This is a genomic window from Bartonella sp. PS7NMGDW (genome assembly GCF_042193585.1).
Lineage (GTDB): Bacteria > Pseudomonadota > Alphaproteobacteria > Rhizobiales > Rhizobiaceae > Bartonella > Bartonella grahamii.
The window spans coordinates 1-22,427 of sequence record NZ_JBHILX010000015.1; the positions used below are offsets into that span (position 1 = coordinate 1).

Annotated in this window: 14 protein-coding genes, 1 pseudogene and 1 riboswitch; of the genes and pseudogenes, 8 read left to right on the forward strand and 7 right to left on the reverse strand. The window is 37.9% G+C overall.

Annotated elements, in window-relative coordinates:
• Positions 1 to 2,004 precede the first annotated feature (2,004 nt).
• Both ACFIKJ_RS07675 and ACFIKJ_RS07680 read right to left on the reverse strand, forming a co-directional pair.
• Positions 2,005 to 2,211, reverse strand: coding sequence for a Trm112 family protein (locus tag ACFIKJ_RS07675; protein ID WP_375627442.1), 207 nt, complete (start codon positions 2,209 to 2,211; stop codon positions 2,005 to 2,007).
• Positions 2,212 to 2,224: 13 nt separating this feature from the next.
• A complete protein-coding gene (locus tag ACFIKJ_RS07680; protein WP_375644963.1) occupies positions 2,225 to 2,887 on the reverse strand; it encodes an LON peptidase substrate-binding domain-containing protein in 663 nt (220 codons plus the stop codon).
• A gap of 445 nt (positions 2,888 to 3,332) precedes the next feature.
• A riboswitch (glycine riboswitch) is annotated at positions 3,333 to 3,430 on the forward strand.
• Between the two features lie 136 nt (positions 3,431 to 3,566).
• Here ACFIKJ_RS07680 and gcvT point away from each other — a divergent pair.
• Genes gcvT through gcvP form a run of 3 tightly spaced genes read left to right on the forward strand, consistent with a single transcriptional unit; the run spans position 3,567 to position 7,855 of the window.
• Positions 3,567 to 4,679 carry a glycine cleavage system aminomethyltransferase GcvT gene (gene gcvT / locus ACFIKJ_RS07685; RefSeq protein WP_375627441.1) on the forward strand — a complete coding sequence of 371 codons (1,113 nt, stop codon included), beginning with the start codon at positions 3,567 to 3,569 and terminating at the stop codon, positions 4,677 to 4,679.
• A 6-nt stretch (positions 4,680 to 4,685) separates the two neighbouring features.
• A complete protein-coding gene (gene gcvH / locus ACFIKJ_RS07690) occupies positions 4,686 to 5,054 on the forward strand; it encodes a glycine cleavage system protein GcvH (RefSeq protein WP_273723568.1) in 369 nt (122 codons plus the stop codon).
• 5 nt (positions 5,055 to 5,059) lie between these two features.
• Complete coding sequence (gcvP, locus tag ACFIKJ_RS07695) at positions 5,060 to 7,855, forward strand: aminomethyl-transferring glycine dehydrogenase (RefSeq protein WP_375670417.1); 2,796 nt, start codon at positions 5,060 to 5,062, stop codon at positions 7,853 to 7,855.
• Between the two features lie 1,421 nt (positions 7,856 to 9,276).
• On the opposite strand, the gene alr is transcribed toward gcvP, so the two are convergent.
• On the reverse strand, positions 9,277 to 10,392 hold the full coding sequence (gene alr / locus ACFIKJ_RS07700; RefSeq protein WP_375670416.1) for an alanine racemase: 1,116 nt from the start codon (positions 10,390 to 10,392) through the stop codon (positions 9,277 to 9,279).
• A 1,102-nt stretch (positions 10,393 to 11,494) separates the two neighbouring features.
• On the opposite strand from alr, the gene ACFIKJ_RS07705 reads away from it, so the two are divergent.
• Positions 11,495 to 12,322, forward strand: coding sequence for a ferredoxin--NADP reductase (locus ACFIKJ_RS07705; RefSeq protein ID WP_375627438.1), 828 nt, complete (start codon positions 11,495 to 11,497; stop codon positions 12,320 to 12,322).
• Between the two features lie 34 nt (positions 12,323 to 12,356).
• A pseudogene (locus ACFIKJ_RS07710) lies at positions 12,357 to 12,790 on the forward strand (ferredoxin--NADP reductase); the annotation flags it as partial.
• Here ACFIKJ_RS07710 and eda read toward each other — a convergent pair.
• Positions 12,769 to 13,434, reverse strand: a complete 666-nt coding sequence (eda, locus tag ACFIKJ_RS07715) for a bifunctional 4-hydroxy-2-oxoglutarate aldolase/2-dehydro-3-deoxy-phosphogluconate aldolase (protein WP_273791461.1) — start codon at positions 13,432 to 13,434, stop codon at positions 12,769 to 12,771. The pseudogene ACFIKJ_RS07710 and the gene eda sit on opposite strands and share 22 nt — an antisense overlap.
• Before the next feature lie 115 nt (positions 13,435 to 13,549).
• Between eda and ACFIKJ_RS07720 the strand changes: the two genes are divergently transcribed.
• From ACFIKJ_RS07720 to ACFIKJ_RS07730, 3 genes are all read left to right on the forward strand, one after another.
• Positions 13,550 to 14,467, forward strand: coding sequence for a rhodanese-related sulfurtransferase (locus ACFIKJ_RS07720; protein ID WP_375648557.1), 918 nt, complete (start codon positions 13,550 to 13,552; stop codon positions 14,465 to 14,467).
• Between the two features lie 1,705 nt (positions 14,468 to 16,172).
• A complete protein-coding gene (locus ACFIKJ_RS07725; RefSeq protein ID WP_375626784.1) occupies positions 16,173 to 17,306 on the forward strand; it encodes a type III PLP-dependent enzyme in 1,134 nt (377 codons plus the stop codon).
• 75 nt (positions 17,307 to 17,381) lie between these two features.
• Positions 17,382 to 17,966, forward strand: a complete 585-nt coding sequence (locus tag ACFIKJ_RS07730; protein WP_375626786.1) for a GNAT family N-acetyltransferase — start codon at positions 17,382 to 17,384, stop codon at positions 17,964 to 17,966.
• A gap of 950 nt (positions 17,967 to 18,916) precedes the next feature.
• Here the strand turns inward: ACFIKJ_RS07730 and ACFIKJ_RS07735 are convergent.
• The 3 genes from ACFIKJ_RS07735 to ACFIKJ_RS07745 all read right to left on the reverse strand — a co-directional run bounded on the left by ACFIKJ_RS07735 (position 18,917) and on the right by ACFIKJ_RS07745 (position 22,153).
• Positions 18,917 to 20,488: a DHA2 family efflux MFS transporter permease subunit gene (locus ACFIKJ_RS07735; protein WP_375626788.1), complete on the reverse strand. Its 1,572-nt coding sequence runs from the start codon at positions 20,486 to 20,488 to the stop codon at positions 18,917 to 18,919.
• Between the two features lie 22 nt (positions 20,489 to 20,510).
• Positions 20,511 to 21,605: an HlyD family secretion protein gene (locus ACFIKJ_RS07740; RefSeq protein ID WP_375626789.1), complete on the reverse strand. Its 1,095-nt coding sequence runs from the start codon at positions 21,603 to 21,605 to the stop codon at positions 20,511 to 20,513.
• A gap of 155 nt (positions 21,606 to 21,760) precedes the next feature.
• Positions 21,761 to 22,153 (reverse strand): Fur family transcriptional regulator, encoded by a 393-nt coding sequence (locus ACFIKJ_RS07745; RefSeq protein WP_015856750.1) that lies wholly within the window; start codon positions 22,151 to 22,153, stop codon positions 21,761 to 21,763.
• Positions 22,154 to 22,427: the final 274 nt, after the last annotated feature.

Here is a 22,427-nt window from a genome sequence, read left to right on the forward strand (position 1 = left end):
GCATTCTTTATGGTTATGAACGCATATAAAATGCATTGCTATAAACATATCATAAAAGAGAGAGTAAAATAAAAAAAAGCCGTGCCAAGTGATATGACGCGGCTTTCAAATAGCGTTTTTTATTGATTAAAATGAATCATCCACAATGGAGTAATGAATGCATATATACAAAACGTATCATATTGCAAGCGCTCTATGAGAGATATGAAAACTTATCAAAAGAAACGTAAATGTGCGTATGATCTTTAAGCACTCATTTGAATGAGAGAGCCTATAAACGCTTGTTATGGCTATTAAACGGATCAAACAAATCAAAATGCTCGGTAGCTTTATCAATCCAATCAAAAGCAAATGCATATTAAGTGAATATCTTATAACAAAACGGTTTTTTACATTTACGAGCATTGGTTTTCAAAACCATCTCTCATAAGACAATAAACAACCTATTTTATCAAACGCAAGGCTTTAAAAACTGTTATAAACATCAGTTTCAAACGTTTAAACGTGCATTTAGAAAAGCTTTCATAAGCGTATTTTCATTTTGCACTCAAATGTAACTTCTTTGCAAATTAATCGCTCTATATTTGGCTAGCAAAATTAAGTAAAATCCCATGCCTTATAATGTTAAATATTTTTGAATTTTGCTTGCTTATCTTTGTCTCAATAGCTGCCCCCAATTTTGGGGTGAGTAAATCACTCAGTCCATATTTGGCTCTGTGCTTTTAAACGGTAACTTTTAAAACGTTTTCTAGTACCATGTCTAAGTAGATAGTATTTTACTGCTATTGCATTGTTCGTTTCCATTTTTTTGTGGAAGCGAATACAGTTTCGTTTTTAAAATTAGCATAGCTGTTGTGATGATACTATATTTATGCTTCTTACTTATCGTTCTAAATTTTTAGAAAGCGTTTTTAAAAGCGATCTTGTCTTTAAATCCTTTTATGCAATCTTTATAAATTAAACCTATAAGCTTATAAAAGTTTTAAATGATTACCTTCTTATAGGATAATCTAATGTTGCGATAACATCTTTAGATTTTACGCTTCTCAATTTTGAGAACTGTAATTTTATGTTTTTATCATGGGATTAACAATCCAATCATTAAAACAAAATGTGATCTTTAAACGTATGTTATCGATAATTCCAAACAACTAAATTTTTAACAGTGTAATTTGTGCTGTGATAAAAACGTATCATAAAATTTATAAACTGTTATGAGTGATATCGGCTTTTCATTTCGTCTGAATGCACACATGCGTTATAATATTTGCATTTTTAGGATCTATTCATACATGGCAATCTTATATAAAAAAGGGTCAAATGGATCATGCATAAAAGTGTGGATTCTTAAGTGGATTCTTATAAAATAATTGCATATAACACACTGAATTTATTATGTTTTTATGGAATAAGCGTTTCCGGGGTCTGGAAGTGCTGAAACCGAGCCAGCCTCTTGCTTTTAGTGCTGAAAGCACTTGGACACAACAAGAACCCCCGGAAATTCCGGGATATCCGCAAAAAGCGGGTTTATTTTATACTCGGTTTCAGGGCTTCCAGGCCCTATTGATCGCTGCGTATACGACCAAAAACACAAGTTCATTCATAGGATAATTTCTTTAAATCGTCAACCAGAGTGACAGCAGTTGTTTTGGTTGTTTTTTGCAAAGTTTACGTGCAACTGTTGCAATGCATCCCTTTATTTTGATGAAATTTAGGACAATTTCTTGGTGATCATTATGGGGTATGTTTAAAATTGTAACTATAAGACTTTATCTATTTATTTTGTATAAAAACGGAAGCTTCTTTTCGCATTTAGAAGCAAAAGACTTTTTAGAGTAAGTATAACATTTGAAGTTGGTAAAGAGGGGAGTTGGTAAAGAGAATGCTGGTGCTGGCGTGTAATGGATTAGCACTAATATTAAAAAGATTGCATGAGCAAAAGAGAGCTTTTCATAGAGCAGTGATTGATAACAGTTTTCTCCAGAAAAAATGAACGAAATTTTCTTATTTTTTATAGGCTACGTTTTCATTGTTTTGCAAAGGGCGCGCTTCTGAGGCAAGCATAATGGGGACGCCATCACGAATAGGATAGGCAAGTTTGGCTTTGAGAGAAATGAGCTCTTGTGTTTTTCGGTTGTAAGAGAGTGTTCCTCTCGTTATTGGACAAACGAGCAATTCGAGCATTTTGGGATCTGTGGTCATTTTTTTCATGTTTTGACGTTTATTAGTTTAAACGGTAATCTGTACCTGTTTGTTTCATGAGTGAGCGTTCTGTTAATGCAAGAAGAGTTTGGGCACGGCTTTCGATATCTGGAGCTTCAAGGAGAGCTTGTTTTTCTGCTGGTGTAAAGGGGATAAGAGCTGAAAAAGCATTAACCAATATAGGTGTAGGGGCTTCTATGATACTGCTCCAATTATATTCCATTTCATGTATGGTTAGATATTTTTCTACAACGTCAAGTAAGCTTTCTCGGTTAATGCTTTCTTCAACATCAAATTCTTGCAAGTCTTTTATGTTTGATTGGATAAGAGCTGTTCGATAGGATTTTGTGTTTGTCAATTCTTGTTCTAAGGTGAAGCGGCAAACACCTTGTAAGATAATGAACAGTTGTCCATTTCCTGTTTCACTGTAGTTTGTAATGCGCCCTATACAGCCTGTTTTATAAAGTTGTGTAGAGAAGCGGTCTGTATTCGATGAAAGTGGTTGAATAATGCCCAATAGACGATCGGTTACCATAACGTTTTCAATCATTTCAAGTGATTCTGGTTCAAAAATGTTGAGTGATAAAAAACCACCGGGTAGTAAGAGTGCACCTTCTAAAGGAAAAAGGGCAATTTGCTTTGGAAGATCATTTTCGCAATTGTAAGAGATATTACCAGCTTTCATGAGTATTTTGTCACCTTTGTTCGGTAGTTTTAGTCTGTAAATAGTTGCAATTTATGACACTATTGAGAAAGCAGAAAACCCACTTCTTGTGCATTAAAATCATACTTATAAAATACTTGAAGTCCTAATTCTAAAAAAGAATATGAGACCCTATCTTTAAGGTTGACTGCGCGCGAAAGAATATTGCTTTGCGGTCTTTTTAGTGTGTGACGTTTTGCATGATTTTCAAGAGGTATTTTTGTTTATAGCTTTTGATTTTTTTCTTAAATTTCCTAAAATGTGTTCCTTGCAATTTTTGTAAGGTTCAAAAGGGTACTATTATAAATCTTTTGAAGCAGCTTATGCAAGTTTTAAAATGAGAACATTTTCATCACTTTACTAATGACAGTGTGATAAAGATAGGCTATAGGTTAAAATATGCTGGAAAGAGCGTTATCGTTTCTTTCATTCTTTTGCGGGAGAGTGCAGATTGCGAATTTTCGCATTGCCGCCGAAGGGGAAATAGCCCATAATCTCTCAGGCTTTAAGGACCGTAAAAGGAAGAAGGCAGATCTGGAAAGTCGGGAGAGCCCGCGCCGAAGGTGTAAGCGAAAAATCTTTTCGCGAGTCTCTCAGGTTGATGACAGAGGGGGCAGAGACGGCCATATTCTGTGGGCGTTAGCGCAGCTTTGGAGTTATTATGGGCACAGCACAAGAAACATCTTTTTTAAAAACACTTCCTTTATATGATTTGCATGAAAAAGCAGGAGCAAAATTTGGTGCTTTTGCGGGGTGGAACATGCCCTTAACTTATCCTCTTGGCGTTTTGAAAGAGCATCTTCATACGCGTGCACATGCAGGACTTTTTGATATTTCTCATATGAAATTGATTGCCGTTGAAGGGGCACAAGCCGTGGAATTTTTGTCCTATGCTTTTCCCATTGATGCAGCAGCTTTAAAGATTGGGCATTCACGGTATAATTATTTGCTTAATGAGCAGGCTGGTATTCTTGATGATCTTATCATTACCCGTTTGGAAGAGAGCCGTTTTATGTTGGTCGCCAATGCTGGGAATGCACAGGCTGATTTTGTAGAATTGGAAAAGCGTGCGGTTGATTTTGAATGTCAAGTGATTGCTCTTGAAAGGGTATTGCTTGCTCTTCAAGGTCCTGAAGCGGCTGCTGTTCTTGCTGATGCTGATTTACCAGGGAATGAATTGTTCTTTATGCAAGGATTCGAACCACAACAAGATTGGTTTATAACGCGTTCTGGCTATACGGGAGAGGATGGTTTTGAAATTGCTTTGCCTATAGGGCATGCGCATATGTTGGCTGAAAAATTGCTGAGTGATTCTCGTGTTGAGTGGATTGGACTTGCAGCACGCGATAGCTTGCGGTTGGAAGCAGGGCTGTGTTTGCATGGAAATGATATTACCCCTGATACGACACCTATTGATGCGGCTCTAACATGGGCTGTTCCTAAAAGTGTTCGAGAAAAAGCACAATTTTATGGTGCGAAGGCTTTTCTTGAAGCACTGCAAAAAGGACCTGCTCGTTGTCGTGTTGGATTAAAACCGCAAACGCGTCAACCTATTCGTGCTGGTGCGGTGCTTCTTGATGATCAAGGTAATGAGATTGGCATTGTAACATCAGGTGGTTTTGGTCCTTCTTTTGATGGTCCTGTCGCGATGGGTTATGTTCCTGTTGATTGTAAAGTTGAAGGGACACAAGTCTTTACAGAACTGCGAGGCAAAAAGATTGTATTATCAGTTCATTCACTTCCCTTTGTTGAACAACGTTATTTTAAAGGATGATTTTTTATGTCTAAAACTTATTTTACACAAGACCATGAATGGCTTAGCGTTGAAGGAAAAGTGGTGACTGTTGGGGTTACGCATTATGCGCAAGAGCAATTAGGAGATTTGGTTTTTGTTGATTTACCACAAAGTGGGACAAAACTTTCCAAAGGAGAGGCGGCGGCTGTTGTGGAATCGGTGAAAGCGGCTTCAGATGTTTATGCTCCTCTTGATGGTGAAGTGGTCGAAATAAATGAAGCATTGGCTGATAATCCTGAATTGGTAAATCAGAAAGCCGAAACAGAAGGCTGGTTATGGAAAATGACATTGCAGGATGAGACACAACTGGAAGGGTTGTTGGATAAAGATGCTTATAAGGCTTTGATTGGATGAGTATCATGATCGAGCGTTCTTTTTCTTCTCGACATATTGGGCTGCGACCTGATGAAACACAAAAAATGCTTGATGTTTTAGAGCTTGATTGTGTTGATACACTCATTTCTCAAGCTGTTCCACATTCTATCCATTTGGGACGTTCATTGAATCTTCCAGAGGCTGCTAGTGACGGACAAGCCTTGGAAGAACTTTCCAAGATGATGGAGCGTAATTGTGTGCACAAAAGTTTTATTGGGCAAGGATATCATGGAACTCATGTGCCTCCAGTTATTTTACGAAATCTGTTTGAAAATCCTGCTTGGTATACTGCTTATACGCCTTATCAAGCAGAAATTAGCCAGGGTCGTTTAGAACTTTTGTTTTATTTTCAGACATTGGTGAGTGAACTCACAGGTTTGCCTGTTGCTGCTGCTTCCCTTCTTGATGAAGCAACCGCTTTAGCTGAAGCCAATGCCCTCGCTCTTCGCTTTTCTCGTGAGAAAAAGACGAAGATTTCTGTTCAGAGTCTTTTACATCCTCAGACTTTAAGTGTTGCGCAAACGCGTGCTGAAACACAAGGGATTCAGATTAGCCAAAAGAGGAAAATTTGTTCTAATACAGCGGCAATTGTTTTATCTTGGCCAGATACAAAAGGTGCTTTTCATGATTACAGTGAGATCATAAAAGAGGCAAAGGAAAAAGGAGCTTTAGTTATCGTTGTGGCTGATCCTTTAGCACTTACCCTTATGGAGCCACCTGCTCAATGGGGGGCAGATATCGTTGTTGGCTCTATGCAGCGTTATGGCGTTCCGATGGGATTTGGTGGTCCACATGCTGGTTACCTTGCAGTGAGTGATGCGTTAACGCGTCTTATTCCAGGGCGTATTGTTGGTCAATCCGTGGATACGAGAGGGCGTGTTGGTTTTCGTTTAGCTTTGCAAACACGTGAACAACATATTCGACGCGATAAAGCGACGTCAAATATTTGTACAGCTCAGGCGTTGTTGGCTAATATGGCAACTGCTTATGCTGTTTGGCATGGGCCGAAAGGCTTACAAGCAATTGCGCAGCGAATTCATCATTTAACATGCCGTTTTGTTGCTGGTTTAAAGGCTGCAGGTGTTTTTTGTGAAGGAGAATCTTTTTTTGATTGCGTAAGCGTTGTTGTGAAGGGAAAAGCGCGAGAGATTGCGCATCAAGCCAAAATAGGTGGGCGCCTTATTCGTGTTCTCGATGATGACACTATTGCAATTAATTTTGATGAATTATCAACAGAAGAAGATGCTGGTGCTTTAGCGCAGCTTTTGGGGGCACAATTAGGCGATCAGGTTTCTCCTCGACTCTTTGGCAAAATGCGGGATGCTGCTTTTCTTTCTCAGCCTTTTTTTCATGCGGTTCATTCAGAGACAGATATGATGCGCTTTTTGCGTCGCTTGGCAGATAAGGATTTGGCGCTGGATCGTGCTATGATTCCTCTTGGTTCTTGTACAATGAAGCTTAATGCGGCGGCTGAATTGATGCCTGTGAGTTGGGCTAGTATGGCCAATATACACCCTTTTGTTTCACAAGAGGATGCAGCGGGTTATTTGGAGATGATCGATCAGTTAAATGCGTGGTTGTGCGAAATTACAGGATTTGCGCAAGTTTCTTTTCAGCCAAATTCTGGTGCTCAAGGTGAATATGCGGGGCTTTTGGCTATCCGACGATATTACCAATCACGGGGAGAACATCAACGTACAGTTTGTCTTATTCCTGCATCTGCGCATGGTACCAATCCAGCTTCGGCGCATATGGCAGGTATGGAAGTCGTTGTGGTAAAATGTTTAAGCGATGGTGATGTTGATGTAGACGATCTTAAAATGAAAGCGCAATTGCATAAGGATAAATTGGCTGCTCTCATGATCACTTATCCTTCAACACATGGTGTTTATGAGGAAAGCATTAAGGAGATTTGTTCTATTATTCATGAAAATGGCGGACAAGTTTATTTCGATGGCGCTAATCTCAATGCGCTTGTGGGGCTTGCTCGTCCTGCAGATATTGGCGCTGATGTTTGTCATATGAATCTTCATAAAACATTTGCCATTCCCCACGGAGGTGGTGGTCCTGGTATGGGACCAATTGGAGTTGCAGCGCATCTCAAACCATTCTTACCAGGGCATGAACAGGATAGGACAACACATGCGATTGCGGCAGCTCCTTATGGAAGTGCGTCTATTCTTGCGATTACGTGGATGTATATTCGAATGATGGGGGCTGATGGCTTAAAATATGCAACACAAATAGCCATTTTAAATGCCAATTATATTGCTGCACGTCTTTCACCCGCTTATTCCATTCTTTATCGGGGCAAGCATGGACGTGTTGCTCATGAATGTATTGTGGATACACGTGTGTTGAAAGAGCAGTATGGGGTGAGTGTTGATGATATTGCAAAACGTCTCATTGATTATGGATTCCACGCGCCCACGATGTCATTCCCTGTTCCGGGAACTTTGATGATTGAGCCAACGGAATCAGAACCAAAAGCAGAAATTGATCGTTTCTGTGATGCTTTACTCTCTATTGCTGAAGAAGCAAAGAAAGTTGGTCGTGGGGTTTGGCCAAAAGACAATAATCCATTGGTGAATGCCCCTCATACAGTGGCAGATACTTTAGATGATGCTTGGGCACGACCCTATTCGCGACAAGAAGCTGCTTTTCCCAACAGTTCTCTTGATCCAGCCAATAAATATTGGCCTCCTGTATCGCGTATTGATAATGTTGCGGGAGACAGAATGCTTATTTGTTCGTGTCCGCCATTGGGAAATACCTATTAAATAAAAATATGTATTTACTTCGTTTATTTGTATAAACAAAAAAGCCCACACATTTTGTGTGGGTTTTTTACTTATTGATCATGTTATTGTGGAGTTATTTGTCTATTTTCTAGAATTTTGCATAGTTTTTTATAACATGAGAAAAATCGAAAAAGTTGACAAAAAAGCTGTGTTTTGTGGGCAATAGGCATGCTCTTCTTTGCCTTCTATCGTATGACATGGTTTTAGTGACTAGATGCATTGGTCTAGCCAGCTAATTCACGTAAACGAGAGTGAAACCTACGGGGATAGGGTCCAGTCTGTTGCATGTGTTGTGACATATTACTCTCACTAAGGTGACTACGACCGGTTGCAGAAAGAATAAAATCAATTTTAGTGCTTTTGATGATAAAGCCCCGCGAAACTCTATTGTTGCATCTTCTTAAGTCAAGAATTGCCTAAATATTTCTCTTTAATCTGCTTTTTATAACTATGACGCAAAAATATGTAAGAACACCTGTCAGAATGAGTAAATGCAAAACCAAATGTATTATGGTTGTTTTTTACAGAGTATCTTATAAAAAGCCGGCACATCTTTCCAATCAATTGTAAGTCAGTTTGTGACTTTACGATGTTGTTTTCCTAAGAGCCCGTGTGTTTTAGCTGTTGTCTGTAAATCCACATCCAATTTCAGAGAAATATAAAGCCGTAAAGGTGAAACTCAATCCTCAGTTTGTCATCTCCCTTTCAGCTTTACGGCTATCAGAAGCATCTAAAGCAATGTTTTTTAATGGGTGCCCAACCTTTATGTAAAACAGAACACTCCAAAAAGAATATGCTTTGGTTGTTAATTCACGTGTTTGTTTTAAAGAGACATTTCGCTCCCAATCCCATTTCGCGACGGCGCTCGTGAATGATACAACGATAAATCTATTGAGAGCTCCCAATCTTTAGGCTCTATGAAGGAAGAAGTTGGCACTATCATACACTTTTTCAGCCGCTTAATGTTATAGCTATTGGCACTTGAGATGGTTCATAAGAGGTATTCTTTTCTTAAATCATTTTTATCTACACATAGTCCAGTTTGTGGTATGCAAGCGAATGATTTTGATTGCTTCACTATGAACAAAGCTGAACATAAGAGAAACTTACAAGACTGGATGTTTTGTTTGATATCTAGAGAATTAATATTTTGGTTTAATTGGGCAATTAATTTTAAAAACTTTGCAGTAGATTCTTTTTTGTCAATTTATGGAGAAAAGGCTAAGCTTTTATATTTTGAGTGAAAGCTACTTCCATAAAACAGTTCATCAATTTGTCTATTTTGAGATTTCTGTGAATGTGCGGTGTCTTTTATGTGATTGATTGTTTAAAATCTTTCGTAAAAGCTCCTCAATTTTCTAAAATGATGATTTTTATCAATTTATTTTTTAAAAGAGTTTTTATGTGTAAATGTATTTATAGCGGGAGCCAAGAGATGTTAGAATTTCATTGGGAAGGGTACTGGCATCTGTAGATACTTTTTCAAGTGTTTGATGGGGTCCAATGAGTTCTACCCAGTCACCTGTTTGAGGTTTTTGATCAAGATCGGTCGTATTTACAATAATGGAATCCATAGAAACCCGCCCAACCATGGGAAGTTTGTGCCCGTTGAAATAAACTGTTCCTTTATTCGAAAGAGCACGGAGCCAGCCGTCTGCGTAGCCTATAGAAATGGTTGCAAGAGTGCTTGGTCTGTTGGTTATAAAGCTTTCTCCATAACCAACAGGTTCTCCTGCATCAACAACGCGGTTTTGAATAACTTGGGCTTCAAGTTTTAAAACAGGTTTCAGAGGTGATGGGTATTTCCCTCGCGGATCAACTCCGTAAAGTGCAATGCCTGGACGAACAAGATCAAAATAAAAATCTGATCCTAGAAAGATACCTCCAGAATTAGCAAAGGAAACTTTGCAAGCAGGCAATTGCGCAAGGATGGTTTTTAAAGTAGCCAATTGTGTATAATTGGATGAATGTGTTTTGTCTTCTCCATTCGCGAGGTGACTGAGAATATATTTTATTTCTGCTTTTTCGAAAATTGTAGGGTGTTTGATGAGTTTTTGTAATTCTTTTTGATCCAGTCCTAATCGGTTCATATGGGTATCGATTTGAACAATTGCTGGAAATTTTTTATCTTTTTTTTGACAAATTTTTTGCCAATTTTCAATGGCATTCCAAGAGTTTAGAACAGGAACAATACCAGATTGTGCGACAAATTCTTCTGCTAAGTGTGGAAGTCCATTCAGAAGAGCAATCGTGACATTTGATGGTAAAATGCTTTTTAATTGGAGTGCTTCTATGATTTGGGCGACAAAAAAAGTGCGACAACCAGCTTGATAAAGGGCAGGAGCAATTTTGTGAGCTCCTAATCCATAGGCATTTGCCTTTACAACTGCTGAACATTGTGTTGGAGCTACACGTTTGGCTAAAGTGATATAATTGGAAACAATGGCACTGACATCGATGGTTGCTACAGCTACATAGAGTGATGTATTGATTTCATCATTAACGGATTTTTTCATTTTAAAAGCTTATCTGTGTTCGTGAAATACGGAGTTTTTTGGTTATTTCATTGAGGTTCTTTACGATATAGGGAAAGACACTATTTTCCATGGTCAAAATCATAAGGAGCTTATACTGAATTACACACCATTAAAGTCGTTTTTTATGTAAAATGGTACTCTGGATATAAGAGATATTTTAGTTTTATTTGTGTTATTAGCAACACGGTATCTTCTAATAATTTGTAAAACATAGACTTTTGTTTTTTACTTATTTTTCCTAGTTGAGGCATATAAAAAAATAAAACATAGTTTATTGTATTGTATCATTTTGAAGAGTGCAATATTAGGCTGTTGTTGCTGGTGCGATTGTTTGGATTAAACATTGCATGGGCTGCTTATTCAGAGAAGGTAAAATGATTAAATTAACCACTCTAAATCAATGCATTACAAGTTTTCTATCATGGGGGAAAGATCACTTATCTGTGCAATTTTGGATGTCGTCTCATGCACTTAAAGTTATTTTTGTTAAATGGAAAACAGTGTGTAAACACTTTCTGATACATTAAAAACTGTTGATTTAGAAAGCCCGTTGATTTGGATGTTGTTGGTTTTCAAGATGGATTGGGTATCCAATATTTACTTTCTATTGTTTGATTGGTTTTTAGTGAAATCAATTTTATCGCTTTATAGTGCGCGTTAGACTCTTTTATTTATGGATATTTATCGAAAGAGCAGTGTAAAAAGGTCAGTAAGGAAAACAATAGATGTAATACCGGAAATCTTGTTGAAGATTCGTGCGGTTATCGTTCAATCAACAAAAATTTATCTCTCTTATTTAAAGGTTTTGGGTCATAAGTTTTGTTAAGCGAGAGAGTGTTATAGCGTTACAATGGAAAAATATGCATTATGTGTTAAAGGGAAAAGAGCCCCATGACTGTTTAATACTCAAAGTTTTTGTTTTTCTTTGAATGGGATTTGTATCCGCATTTTCCTCATTCGTTTAATAAAGTGTTAATCTTGAGATTTTTGTTTTAAAAAAATTGTTGGCAGATGGTTATGCAAGTACTATATCACGTCAAGGATTCGAAATTTAACGTTCAATAAAGATATGGGGAAGAGTATGAATACGTCTGCTACCAATGTTCCGTCAAACATCAGCAGCGTTGCAAATTTTTCGATTCCTGAGAATGTGTTCGCCCTTACTGTCCAAGAGGTTTGTCACTATACAGATCGGTTATTTAAATTCCGTTTGAATCGTCCGGACAGTTTTCGTTTTCGTTCGGGTGAGTTTGTTATGATCGGTTTGCCAAATGCAGAAAAGCCGGTTTATCGCGCTTATTCGATTGCAAGTCCCTTTTGGGACGAACAGCTTGAGTTTTTTTCGATAAAAGTTCCAGGGGGGCCTTTAACCGAGCATCTCCAAAAAATTAAAATTGGTGATACAGTTCTCATGCGTAAAAAATCTACAGGAACACTGGTTCTTGATGCTCTTATTCCTGGAAAACGTCTTTATCTTCTTTCAACTGGGACGGGGGTTGCTCCTTTTGCAAGTCTTATTCGTGATCCTGAAACTTATGAAAAATTTTCAGAAGTTGTCCTTATTCAAACAACGCGTGAGCAGAGTGAGTTAGTTTATGCAAAAGATCTTGTTTCCTCTTTGCAACACGATCCTCTCATTGGGGGATATGCACAACAGTTGAAATTTTATCCTATGACTACTCGTGAACCTTCTGAGCATATGGGGCGTATTACGACTGTTATGGAGAGCGGGTGCTTTTTTGAAACAACTGGCCTTCCTAAAATTCATCCTGATGAAGATCGGGTGATGATTTGTGGTTCCATGGCAATGTTAAAAGATTGTGCAAGGATGTGTGAAAGTTTTGGTCTTGTTGAAGGGGCCAATAATGCTCCTGCTACTTATGTTGTAGAGCGCGCTTTTGTGGGATAATGAGTGAGGAAGTTGATGCTTTATCTTCTTTCAAACCGGTACGGTTTTTTTTCCTTTTGCAAGCCTTATTCGTGATCCTGACACTTATGAAAAATTTTCAGAAGTTGTCCTTATTTAAATAATCCGTGAGCAGAATGAGTTAATTTATGCAAAAGATCTTTTTTCCTCTTTGCAACAAGATCCACTCATTGGAGCATATGCACAACAGTTGAAATTTTATTTTATGACCATGTGCGAACTTTCTAAGCCGATGGGGCGTATTACGACTGTTATGGAGAGCGGGTGCTTTTTTGAAACAAGCGGCTTTGAAACAATAGCACTCCCCAAATTTCATCTCGCTGAAGATCGGGTGATGATTTGTGGTTCTATGGCAATGTTAAAAGATTGTGCAAGGATGTTTGAAAGCTTTGATTTTGTTGAAGGGGCTGATGTTCTTGCACTTTACATTATATTGTAGAAAGAGCTTTTTTCGAGGGAGAGGGAAGTTGTGATGCAGTATATGCTAATGCAGTAATCGAATCCCAATCACTTATTGCAATAAGTTGTTGGGGCGCTATCCAAGAACCACCAACGCAGAAGACGTTAGGCAGTTGGAGCCATTGTGTTGCACTTTTTTGTGTAATACCGCCTGTTGGGCAAAACCGGATATCAGAGAAGGGAGATGCTAAAGCTTCGATGAAGGAAATACCTCCAGCGGCTTCAGCTGGGAAAAATTTAAGATATGAATAGCCTTTGTTTAATGCTTGCATGAGTTCACTTGGGGTCATTGCAGCGGGAAGAAGGGGAATTTCACTATTTTTTGCACAATTGATTAATTCATTGGATAATCCGGGGCTTACAATAAACTTGGCTCCAGCTTGTTCGGCTTTTTCGTAATGTGTTGTGTTGAGAATTGTTCCGGCTCCAACAATTGCTTCAGGGACTTCTTGTGTAATTTTCTGAATTGCTTTGAGGGCATTTGGTGTTCGCAAGGTGATCTCAATTGTTTTTAATCCACCTTTGACAAGAGCGCGTGTTAAGGGTACAGCACTTTGTAGATTGTCAATGAGCAAAACAGGTATAACAGTTTGTCCTTGGAGATATAATAAAAGCTTTTCTCTTTTTTGGCACATGATATTTTTTCTTCTTGGAGATGATATTATTTGTATCGTTTGATTAAGCACAATATGTTAAAGAGTACATGAATAAATCTTGAAATTGAATGAAACGCGCGTTATGGCAAAACACATGGAAAAGAATTTTAAAGTTGCTGCACTTTATTGCTTTGCAGATTTGAAGCATTATCATCAATTACAAAAACCTTTGCAGGATTTATGTCAAGCAAAGGATATCAAAGGCACTTTGCTTTTAGCACAAGAGGGAATTAATGGAACGGTTGCTGGTTCTTGTGCTGCGATTGAGGCGTTGGTGGATTTTCTTACCGCTGAGCCAGCGTTTCAAACGCCAGAGATTAAATATTCATGGGCATCAAAAATGCCTTTTCATCGCATGAAAGTGCGGTTGAAAAAAGAGATTGTGACAATGGGGGTTGAAGGGGTTGATCCGCTAAAAGTTGTGGGTACTTATGTGGATCCTGAAGATTGGAATGCTCTTATTCAAGATGAAGAGACAATTTTGATCGATACGCGTAATGATTATGAATATGCGATTGGAAGTTTTCAAGGAGCGATTGATCCGCAGATTAAAACATTTCGCGAATTTCCTGAATGGGTTCTCAAGCACGAAGCTGATTTAAAGAAGAAAAAGAAAATTGCTATGTTTTGTACAGGCGGTATTCGGTGTGAAAAATCAACAGCTTATGTTCGTGAGCTTGGTTATGATCAGGTGTACCATTTAAAAGGAGGTATTCTAAAATATTTAGAAAAAATTCCAAAAGAGGAAAGTTTATGGTGGGGTGAGTGTTTTGTTTTTGATGAGCGTGTTTCTGTTCAACATGGTCTTGAAGAATGTGGACGCGAATTATGTCGCGCATGTCGTTCTCCTATCAATGCTGAAAGCAAATTATCGCCTCATTATGAGGAAGGTGTTTCCTGTGATGCTTGTTATAACACGCGTAGTGAAGCCGATAGAGAGCGCTTTCGTGAGCGCCATAGGCAGTTTCAATTGTTGAAGTTGCGTGCAATTGATTCTCATCAAGGGACGTAAGGATAGCGCAGTGTAGCGCTGTAAATTTTAGCATTTTTCTCTTAAATTTAAGAGAGAAGCGTTTTTTATATTGGTAAAAAAATATTTTATAAGACCGGATATTATTCGGTCTTTTTGTTTATGTTAAATTATTTGATTTATAAATAATCATTATAGATCGTTTTCTCTCCTGACATTTTATAGGATTGAGTTTTTAAATACTTTTCATTTTAAAATAGAAACTCTCTTCACCAACAGTGCAGGGGAGGGAGATTTATAGCTTAAGAGAAAAGCGTATGAATAAGATGTGATTAATAAGAGGAGATGAAAAAGCAGATGCTAGGTGGGAAAAATAAAATGATAATAGGAATTTATGATTCCAGAATTTAATATAATACATTAATTTATAATGATAATTTATTTTGATTTGAATAAATAGAGTTAAATATTGTGAACTTTATTGCTTCCAGATTAGATGAGAATGATCGCGTAAAACTCATTCACTTGTACGTTGCAAATGGAAGCAACGTGTGGACAAAAATCATTTTAGAGAAGGTGTTATGAAACATTTCAATGTAGGAGTTTCTGCAATGTTGGGAGTTGGCAGATAGAATGGGGGCGTTTGTTTTTAATTTGATAAGTATAAAGAGGGTGAGATGTAGTTGATCTATATCATACAAGTTATATTATACGGGGAATTCTTCATGATATTTTGCTTAAGTGATGCTGTAAAATGGATGTGGAAGCAGGGATGTTTTTTTAGGATTTAAATAAGAAAGATAATGGTATTTGTTGGAGAAGGGCATCATTATCTTTAAAGATGATGGTGCTTCAGTCGTGTTACTATCCCCAGTTTTCAATTTTGCTTATCCTTGCATTTGAGAGGATGTATAAGAGGTACTCCTTTTTTCAATTGTTTTTTATTTGTGATGTGCAAAAGAATGATTTTCATTGATTCATTGTAAGAGGGGTGAAATAAGAGAATTTTATGTTGAGATTTTTGTTTAAGGGCAAAATAATAAATTATCATTATAAATTAATGTGTTGAGTAATTTATTTTGCGTTATTTTCTGCTGCGGATATTAGGAGATAGAATAGGGCAAAGAAACGAGGGGCTTTAAAAGCAAGACAGTGATTTATGTTGCACGGATGATGTAAGGGGTGTGATCTCATGAAAGCGGATGGATAGCTTTGTCTGGTGGAGGAGAGTGTTGTTTTTTCGCATCATTTTATCTTTAAGAATTAAAAAATGTTTAAAATTAAAAAAATGATTGAAATGAGCAAGAATTCGTTTTATAGGACTCCTTGCCCAAAGTCGCACGTGCCTGTGGGTGTCCGCTGGTTCTCAAATGGTGAGATTAACCGGTACGGTACCTGGAACTAACCGCTCCAGTCATTCTTACAGCCAATTGCAAGAATGAGGACATCTTGAAGCAACGACGGTGCGGGCCTTTCTGGTGTCTTCCAGCTTTTAAATGCTGGGATAACTATAGAGGCACACCTCATTGCCTTCAGTGCGGAAGTGGTTTTCTCAACTCCAATCAAAAAGGCAGATAAAATAGAATAACGCGGTTTCGCGCTGTTCTTTCGCTGCATGCAATGCTAATTTCTGGTTTTTTGTAATCAGAATGGGGATGGTTGTTGTGTGTTTTTTGTCCTTTAGCTTTTGGCAGCTTTGGCTGTCCAAGCATAGAGTGGGGGAGTTTTCCCTCAAGGAGAATTGCAGATGGCAACGCAACGTATTCGCGATTTTCTTGCAACACATCGTTCTGAAGGTCCATGCTTAATTGTTGACCTTGATGTTGTTCGTGACAACTATTTAAATTTTGAAAAAGCTCTGCCTCAGTCTCGTATTTTTTACGCAATAAAGGCCAATCCAGCTCCTGAAATCTTGCGTTTGCTGAGTTCTTTAGGATCTTCTTTTGATGCGGCGTCTGTTGCAGAAATTGAAATGGCTTTAAAAGCAGGAGCAACGTCAGAGCGTATTTCTTTTGGGAATACGATTAAAAAAGAGCGTGATATTGCACGAGCATATGCATTGGGAGTTTCACTTTATGCCGTTGATTGTGTTGAAGAAGTAGAAAAAATTGCGCGTGTTGCTCCAGGAGCACGTGTTTTTTGCCGTGTTCTTACTGATGGAAAAGGTGCAGAGTGGCCATTGTCACGCAAATTTGGTTGTGTTCCAGATATGGCGGTTGATGTTCTAAGACGGGCACACCAATTGGGTTTGCAAGCCTATGGTGTCTCTTTTCATGTTGGATCTCAGCAGGTTGATTTGAGTGCGTGGGATCGTGCTTTATCGGATGCTGCTACAGTTTTTAAGCGTTTGGAACAAGAAGGTATTTCGCTGAGGTTGGTGAATATGGGGGGCGGTTTTCCAACGCGTTATTTGAAAGATGTCCCTACAGAACAAGCTTATGGTACAGCAGTTTTTGATTCATTGAAAAAGCATTTTGGTAATCGTATTCCTGAGACGATTATTGAGCCTGGGCGTGCGATGGTTGGCAATGCTGGTGTTATTCGTACAGAAGTTGTTCTAATATCCAAAAAAGCTGATAACGATAATGTACGATGGGTTTATCTTGATATTGGAAAATTTAATGGTCTTGCTGAGACTATGGATGAAGCCATTCGTTATCCTATTGAGACACCTCATGATGATAAGGTTATGGAGCCTTGTATTTTGGCTGGACCAACATGCGATTCCGCAGATGTTCTTTATGAAAAAACACCTTATCCGCTTCCTCTATCCCTAACGATAGGAGATGAAATATTGATTCATGGAACGGGGGCTTACACAACAACTTATGCATCGGTTGCTTTTAATGGTTTTGAGCCTTTACGATCATATGTGATCTGACATTTCCTTTTAACTATAGGTTTTTTGGATTTTTTGCTATGCTCGTCATGGCGCTATAAGAGGGCGGTTATAGAGATGAACATGATGAATTTTCAAACAAAAGATGGGGCATGTTTTACACTTTCATTGGAGCAAGAAGCCGATAAGCCTTATCGAGAAATTTTGCTTGATTCAACGATGGGGTATGGACGTAAACGTAAATCATCAGAGGCTTTACGTCGTGGGCGGTTAGCTGCTCAAGGGCTTTCTTTTGTGGTTAAAAATGCGCTTGGAGAGCTTGTGGGAAGTGTCCGTCTTTGGCATGTTTCTTTTTCTAAAGGAAAAAATAAAACACAACATGCTTTACTTTTGGGCCCCTTGGCTGTTGCATCTGAATGTGCTGGTATGGGAATAGGATCAATCTTAGTCCGCCATGTAATTGAAACAGCAAAAAAATTAGGATATGGCGCCATTTTGCTGGTAGGGGATTTTGAATTTTATCAACGTTTTGGCTTTTCAAATAGTTTAACAGAAAATTTGGCAATGCCTGGTCCTTATGAAAAGCATCGCTTTCAAGCGTTGGAACTGATACCACATTATCTTTCTGGGTGTTATGGCACTTTAGTTCCTAGTGGAGAACGAGAAGTTTCAAATGGTTTTCAGCATCATAAAGTGGCTTGAGGATAGTGTTTATTTTGTTTTTTAACAGCTGGCATTGAGGAGAGCATACTGTTTTGGCGAGTGCCAAAGCATTTAGCGGTACAAAGTTTTTGGGGAGTTGTATTGCGATTTTATTATATGACTTTTTCTTTATGTGGCTGATTTCTTATTTTTGATAATTTCAGTTAAGTGACTAGGAATATATTTAAAGCTCATTTTTGGGGAATAGCGTCCTATTTTATAATATTAAAGGAACTGGATTTTTGAGTGATCTTGTATTCTTTTAAAGCCGGTATCATCATACAGTTTTCCAGTTTTCAATATCGTTGGTAGATCTTGCATCAAAACGGTTGGATATTTTACTTTTTTCTTAAACAGTTTTTATCTCTTTGCTTTTTATGTAAAAGGGAATAGTTGCAATTGGCATGAGAGTATCTCATACAAAATGATTTTCTCATGTAAAATTTCGCATTCAGAATCAAAAAATGTTACCCTACACATTATAAGGGAAATAGGTGTGTGAATAAAAATCACAAGAATCATCAATCTTTTATGAATATTCGTGTGAGAATCAAAAGAGTGAAGGACAAAGAATCTTACAGAATAGTTTTTATGAAGATAGTAGCGTAAAAAGGGGGGGGTAAATAGATGAGAGATTTAATGACAGGCGCAAATATTGTTTTAACGTTTTTTTCTCTATGGTGATAAATCAGAAATCTTATAGAAATAGCTGCTTTATCTTTATGGTGTGGAGCACTTTAGATAAGCTCTTTATTTATTATCATCTAAGATAATTTTTGTATGCGAGAAGTTATTTTTAAATGCGTAAAGAGCCCGCATTGAACTGAATTTTTATCAGAAAAATCATTTAGAATCACAAGTTGATTTATACTGTCTCTTGAAAAGAGATAAAGTACATAGGAAGCTCTAAAGTCATAAGGATGAAAAATATTTCTCAATTTTAATTAAGTTTAGTGATTTGGTGGTGAATCCATGAGAGGTGGTATTTTTTTAAGAAAAATGGTCATAACTGTCAAAGTACCAAAGATAATGGTTATGATAAAGAAAATATCACTAAAAGCCATAATCGTTGCTTGTATGCGTACCATACCAAACAATTGAGAAAGAGCCAGAGTATAGGAATCAAAGGTTTCTGTTTTGAAAAACAAAGTAAGCTTTGAAAGCATTTCTGTTGCTTGTCTGTTTCCGTGGTTAAGCGTTTCAGCTATTCGTTCATAATGGAAGTCTGTGCGTTTTGTCATGAGAGTGCTGATAATGGCAAGCCCTACAGCACCACCTAGATTCCGTGTGAGATTAAAGAGTCCAGAAGCATTTTGCATTCGTTCTGGCGGGAGTGTTCCCAAGGCAATATTATTAATAGGAACCATACACAACATCACAGAAGCACCACGGAAAACTTGCGGCCAAAAGAGTTGCAAAAAATCCCAGTTATCTGTGATAGAGCTCGCCATCCAAGTGCCTACTGCAAAACCCAAAAGTCCTATTGCCATCATTAAACGTGCATCCATTCGTGCTGAAAGAAATCCAGCAAGTGGAGCAGTTAATAACATGGCGAATCCTGAAAGAAACAATGTTTCTCCAATCATGAGCGCATCATAATGGCGGATTTGGCTTAAATAGACAGGATAAAGATATGTAAGTCCATAAAGACCTATTCCTAGTGCAAAGGAAAAAATGGATGCAGCAGAAAAATTAAAATTAGAAAAAGTAGAGAGATCTACAATGGGTTCTTTTGCTGTAAAAGCACGCCAGAAGAATAAGGCTGCAGCAAGAATCATAATAATGAACAAATCCCGAATCAGCCTATCACTCAGCCAATCATGACGTGCTCCTTCTTCTAGAACATACTCTAAAGTTCCCAAGAAAGTAGCCATAGAAATGAGTCCTAACCAATCAAATTTCTTCATTAAAGAGGGATCAGCTTTATCAAAATCAATTAATTTCCAAGCGAGAATTGATATGATAATCCCGAAGGGTACATTGATGAGAAAGAGCCAATGCCATGATGAGAGATGACAAATGTAACCTCCCACGGTTGGACCAATGGTGGGGGCTAATGTTGCGACCAGTCCGACGATAGGGGTAACAATGGGACGTTTGGAAGGAGGAAAAAGGACATAGGAGGCAACAAAAACACTAGGGATAATTCCACCACCAATAAAACCTTGTAGTGCGCGATATAAAATCATCTCTCCGATAGATGTTGCCGTTGCACAAAGAACAGAAGTAATCGTAAAACCGATAGCTGATAAGGTAAAGAAAACACGTGTTGAAAGCAATCGTCCTAAAAATCCAGAAAGCGGCAACATGATGACTTCAGCGATAAGGTAGGAGGTTTGAACCCATGAAATTTCTTCAGAGCTTGCTGCAAGCCCCGCTTGAATTTCAGCTAAAGAAGAGGAAACGATTTGGATATCTAAGATTGCCATAAACATGCCAAAAGACATAGCAATAAAAACTACAATTTTGTGCAATCCAATGCTTTCTTGAGACTGTATGGGCTCTGGTATGGAAGATGTCATCGTAAGATCTTCTACTTTTTTGTTATAAGAGACTTTTATCTTGTGGCTTTGTACGTGTGTCAACTTTCACTGAAACACTCATTCCTGCTCGGATATGTCCGTTTTTTAAGACTTCTTCTGGAATAGAAATACGTACGGGAATGCGCTGGACAATCTTTGTAAAGTTACCAGTAGCATTTTGTGGAGGCAAAAGAGAAAAAACAGCGCCTGTTGCGGGCGAAATAGAAAGCACTTTTCCTGTAAAAAACTCCTTTTTGAAGGCATCAATAGCAATATAAGCCTTTTGTCCTGGGTGAATATTTTGCAACTGTGTTTCTTTATAGTTTGCTTCAATATAAAGTGCATGTATGGGGACTAACGCCGCAAGACGTTGGCCATTTACAACAAAATCTCCCGTTTTTGCTGTTAAATTTCCTATAACTCCATCAAATGGCGCTCGTATAATGGTCGAATCAAGATCACGTTGTGCTTTTTCACGCGAGAGTTCTAAACTCTTTGTTTGGCTTTCTATTTCACTTCGTTGCGCTTCTAGCACTCGGATATTTGCACGTGCTGCAGCTATTTGTGCATCCGCTCTGTTAACATTCGCAATGGCTTGTTCATAAGCTGATTTGGCATCATCAACATCGGATTGAGGAGCATAACGATTTTTTTTCAGTTCTGTTACACGTTTTAAGCTGAGTTGTGCATTGGTTGCTATGGCTGAAGCAGCGGCTTTTTGTGCTTTTGCATCATCTAAAGCACTACGAGCGGCTGTGATTTGTGCATCAATGCGTAGAAGTGTTTTTTTCTGTGTGTTAAGATGCGCTTCTGTTTGATCCAAGGCTATTTGATAATCACCATTGTCTAGGTAAAATAAAACATCGTCCTTTTTTACAACTTGGTTGGCTTTAATGGCAATTTTTTCAATATATCCATTTAATTTAGTCGCAATAGCTGCTATATCTCCTTGCACATAGGCATCTTCAGTAGCGAGTATATAACGCCATTGCGTTACCCACTTATAGCTAAACCAAATAACAAAAAGTGCAAAGATAATAAGAAGAGCCTTGATTGCTTTCTTTTGTTGCGTTTTATTGAAATTTTTGGTCGAAAAAATTGTCTCAGCTACGGACATGATTTTATACTTTCAATATTTATGTTCCACTGAGTATAATAAACCTATCGCTATAGACTAGGGTGATATACATGCAAGGACGATAAGAGCTTTTCAAACAATAAGATAATTTCCGAAACATAATGCTAAAAATATGAACTTGCAAGTTCAAGGTCTTATTTTGTTACGCATTTTTTACAAAGACCTCGTACTTCTAGGGTGCTTTTGTGGGCTTGGAAGTCAACAGCTTGAACCATCTGTTTTAAACTTGATACAATCGTTTGATTTTGTATTTCATTGACTGTACCACAGTTTTCGCAAATTATAAACGTTGTAAGTTCATGTTGACAGTTTTCAGGGTGTAAACAGACCATAAAGGCATTTACACTTTCAAGACGATGAATACACTTTAACTGTACGAGTTTTTCTAACGCACGATAAACTTGGAGAGGTGCACGAAAGCCTTCTTCGCGTAAGTGATTGAGAATCGCATAAGCACTTAAAGGCCCTTTTGCATTTTTTAAAGTGTTTAAAACCAATGTTTGGTTACGCGTCAGTTTAGATGACATTGACATCTTCCTTTTGCTCTCATGGCAAAGCATAAAGCGTGTAAGAGGTTTATGCAATGGTGATTATAGAATATGTACTCTATCTTTAGCCTTTTACATGACATCATTGTGATATGTAAGAAAAGTTGCAATCGTTGTGAGGGGAGGGGTATTATAATCTGAAAGCCGCTGTTATCTAGTAAGGAACTTTTATATGCTTTTTATTTTAGTGTAATGTATTGAAATACAACCAGATGTTTATGTTATTTTATTTTAAAAAAAGTAAAAAATGATA

Coding starts and splice junctions, on each gene's coding strand:
- alr (WP_375670416.1), bottom strand. CDS start 10,392: ATGAAAAAATCCGTTAATGATGAAATCAATACATCACTCTATGTAGCT.
- ACFIKJ_RS07730 (WP_375626786.1), top strand. CDS start 17,382: ATGAACATGATGAATTTTCAAACAAAAGATGGGGCATGTTTTACACTT.
- ACFIKJ_RS07735 (WP_375626788.1), bottom strand. CDS start 20,488: ATGACATCTTCCATACCAGAGCCCATACAGTCTCAAGAAAGCATTGGA.
- ACFIKJ_RS07675 (WP_375627442.1), bottom strand. CDS start 2,211: ATGAAAAAAATGACCACAGATCCCAAAATGCTCGAATTGCTCGTTTGT.
- ACFIKJ_RS07745 (WP_015856750.1), bottom strand. CDS start 22,153: ATGTCATCTAAACTGACGCGTAACCAAACATTGGTTTTAAACACTTTA.
- ACFIKJ_RS07725 (WP_375626784.1), top strand. CDS start 16,173: ATGGCAACGCAACGTATTCGCGATTTTCTTGCAACACATCGTTCTGAA.
- eda (WP_273791461.1), bottom strand. CDS start 13,434: ATGTGCCAAAAAAGAGAAAAGCTTTTATTATATCTCCAAGGACAAACT.
- gcvP (WP_375670417.1), top strand. CDS start 5,060: ATGATCGAGCGTTCTTTTTCTTCTCGACATATTGGGCTGCGACCTGAT.
- ACFIKJ_RS07740 (WP_375626789.1), bottom strand. CDS start 21,605: ATGTCCGTAGCTGAGACAATTTTTTCGACCAAAAATTTCAATAAAACG.
- ACFIKJ_RS07705 (WP_375627438.1), top strand. CDS start 11,495: ATGAATACGTCTGCTACCAATGTTCCGTCAAACATCAGCAGCGTTGCA.
- ACFIKJ_RS07680 (WP_375644963.1), bottom strand. CDS start 2,887: ATGAAAGCTGGTAATATCTCTTACAATTGCGAAAATGATCTTCCAAAG.
- gcvT (WP_375627441.1), top strand. CDS start 3,567: ATGGGCACAGCACAAGAAACATCTTTTTTAAAAACACTTCCTTTATAT.
- ACFIKJ_RS07720 (WP_375648557.1), top strand. CDS start 13,550: ATGGAAAAGAATTTTAAAGTTGCTGCACTTTATTGCTTTGCAGATTTG.
- gcvH (WP_273723568.1), top strand. CDS start 4,686: ATGTCTAAAACTTATTTTACACAAGACCATGAATGGCTTAGCGTTGAA.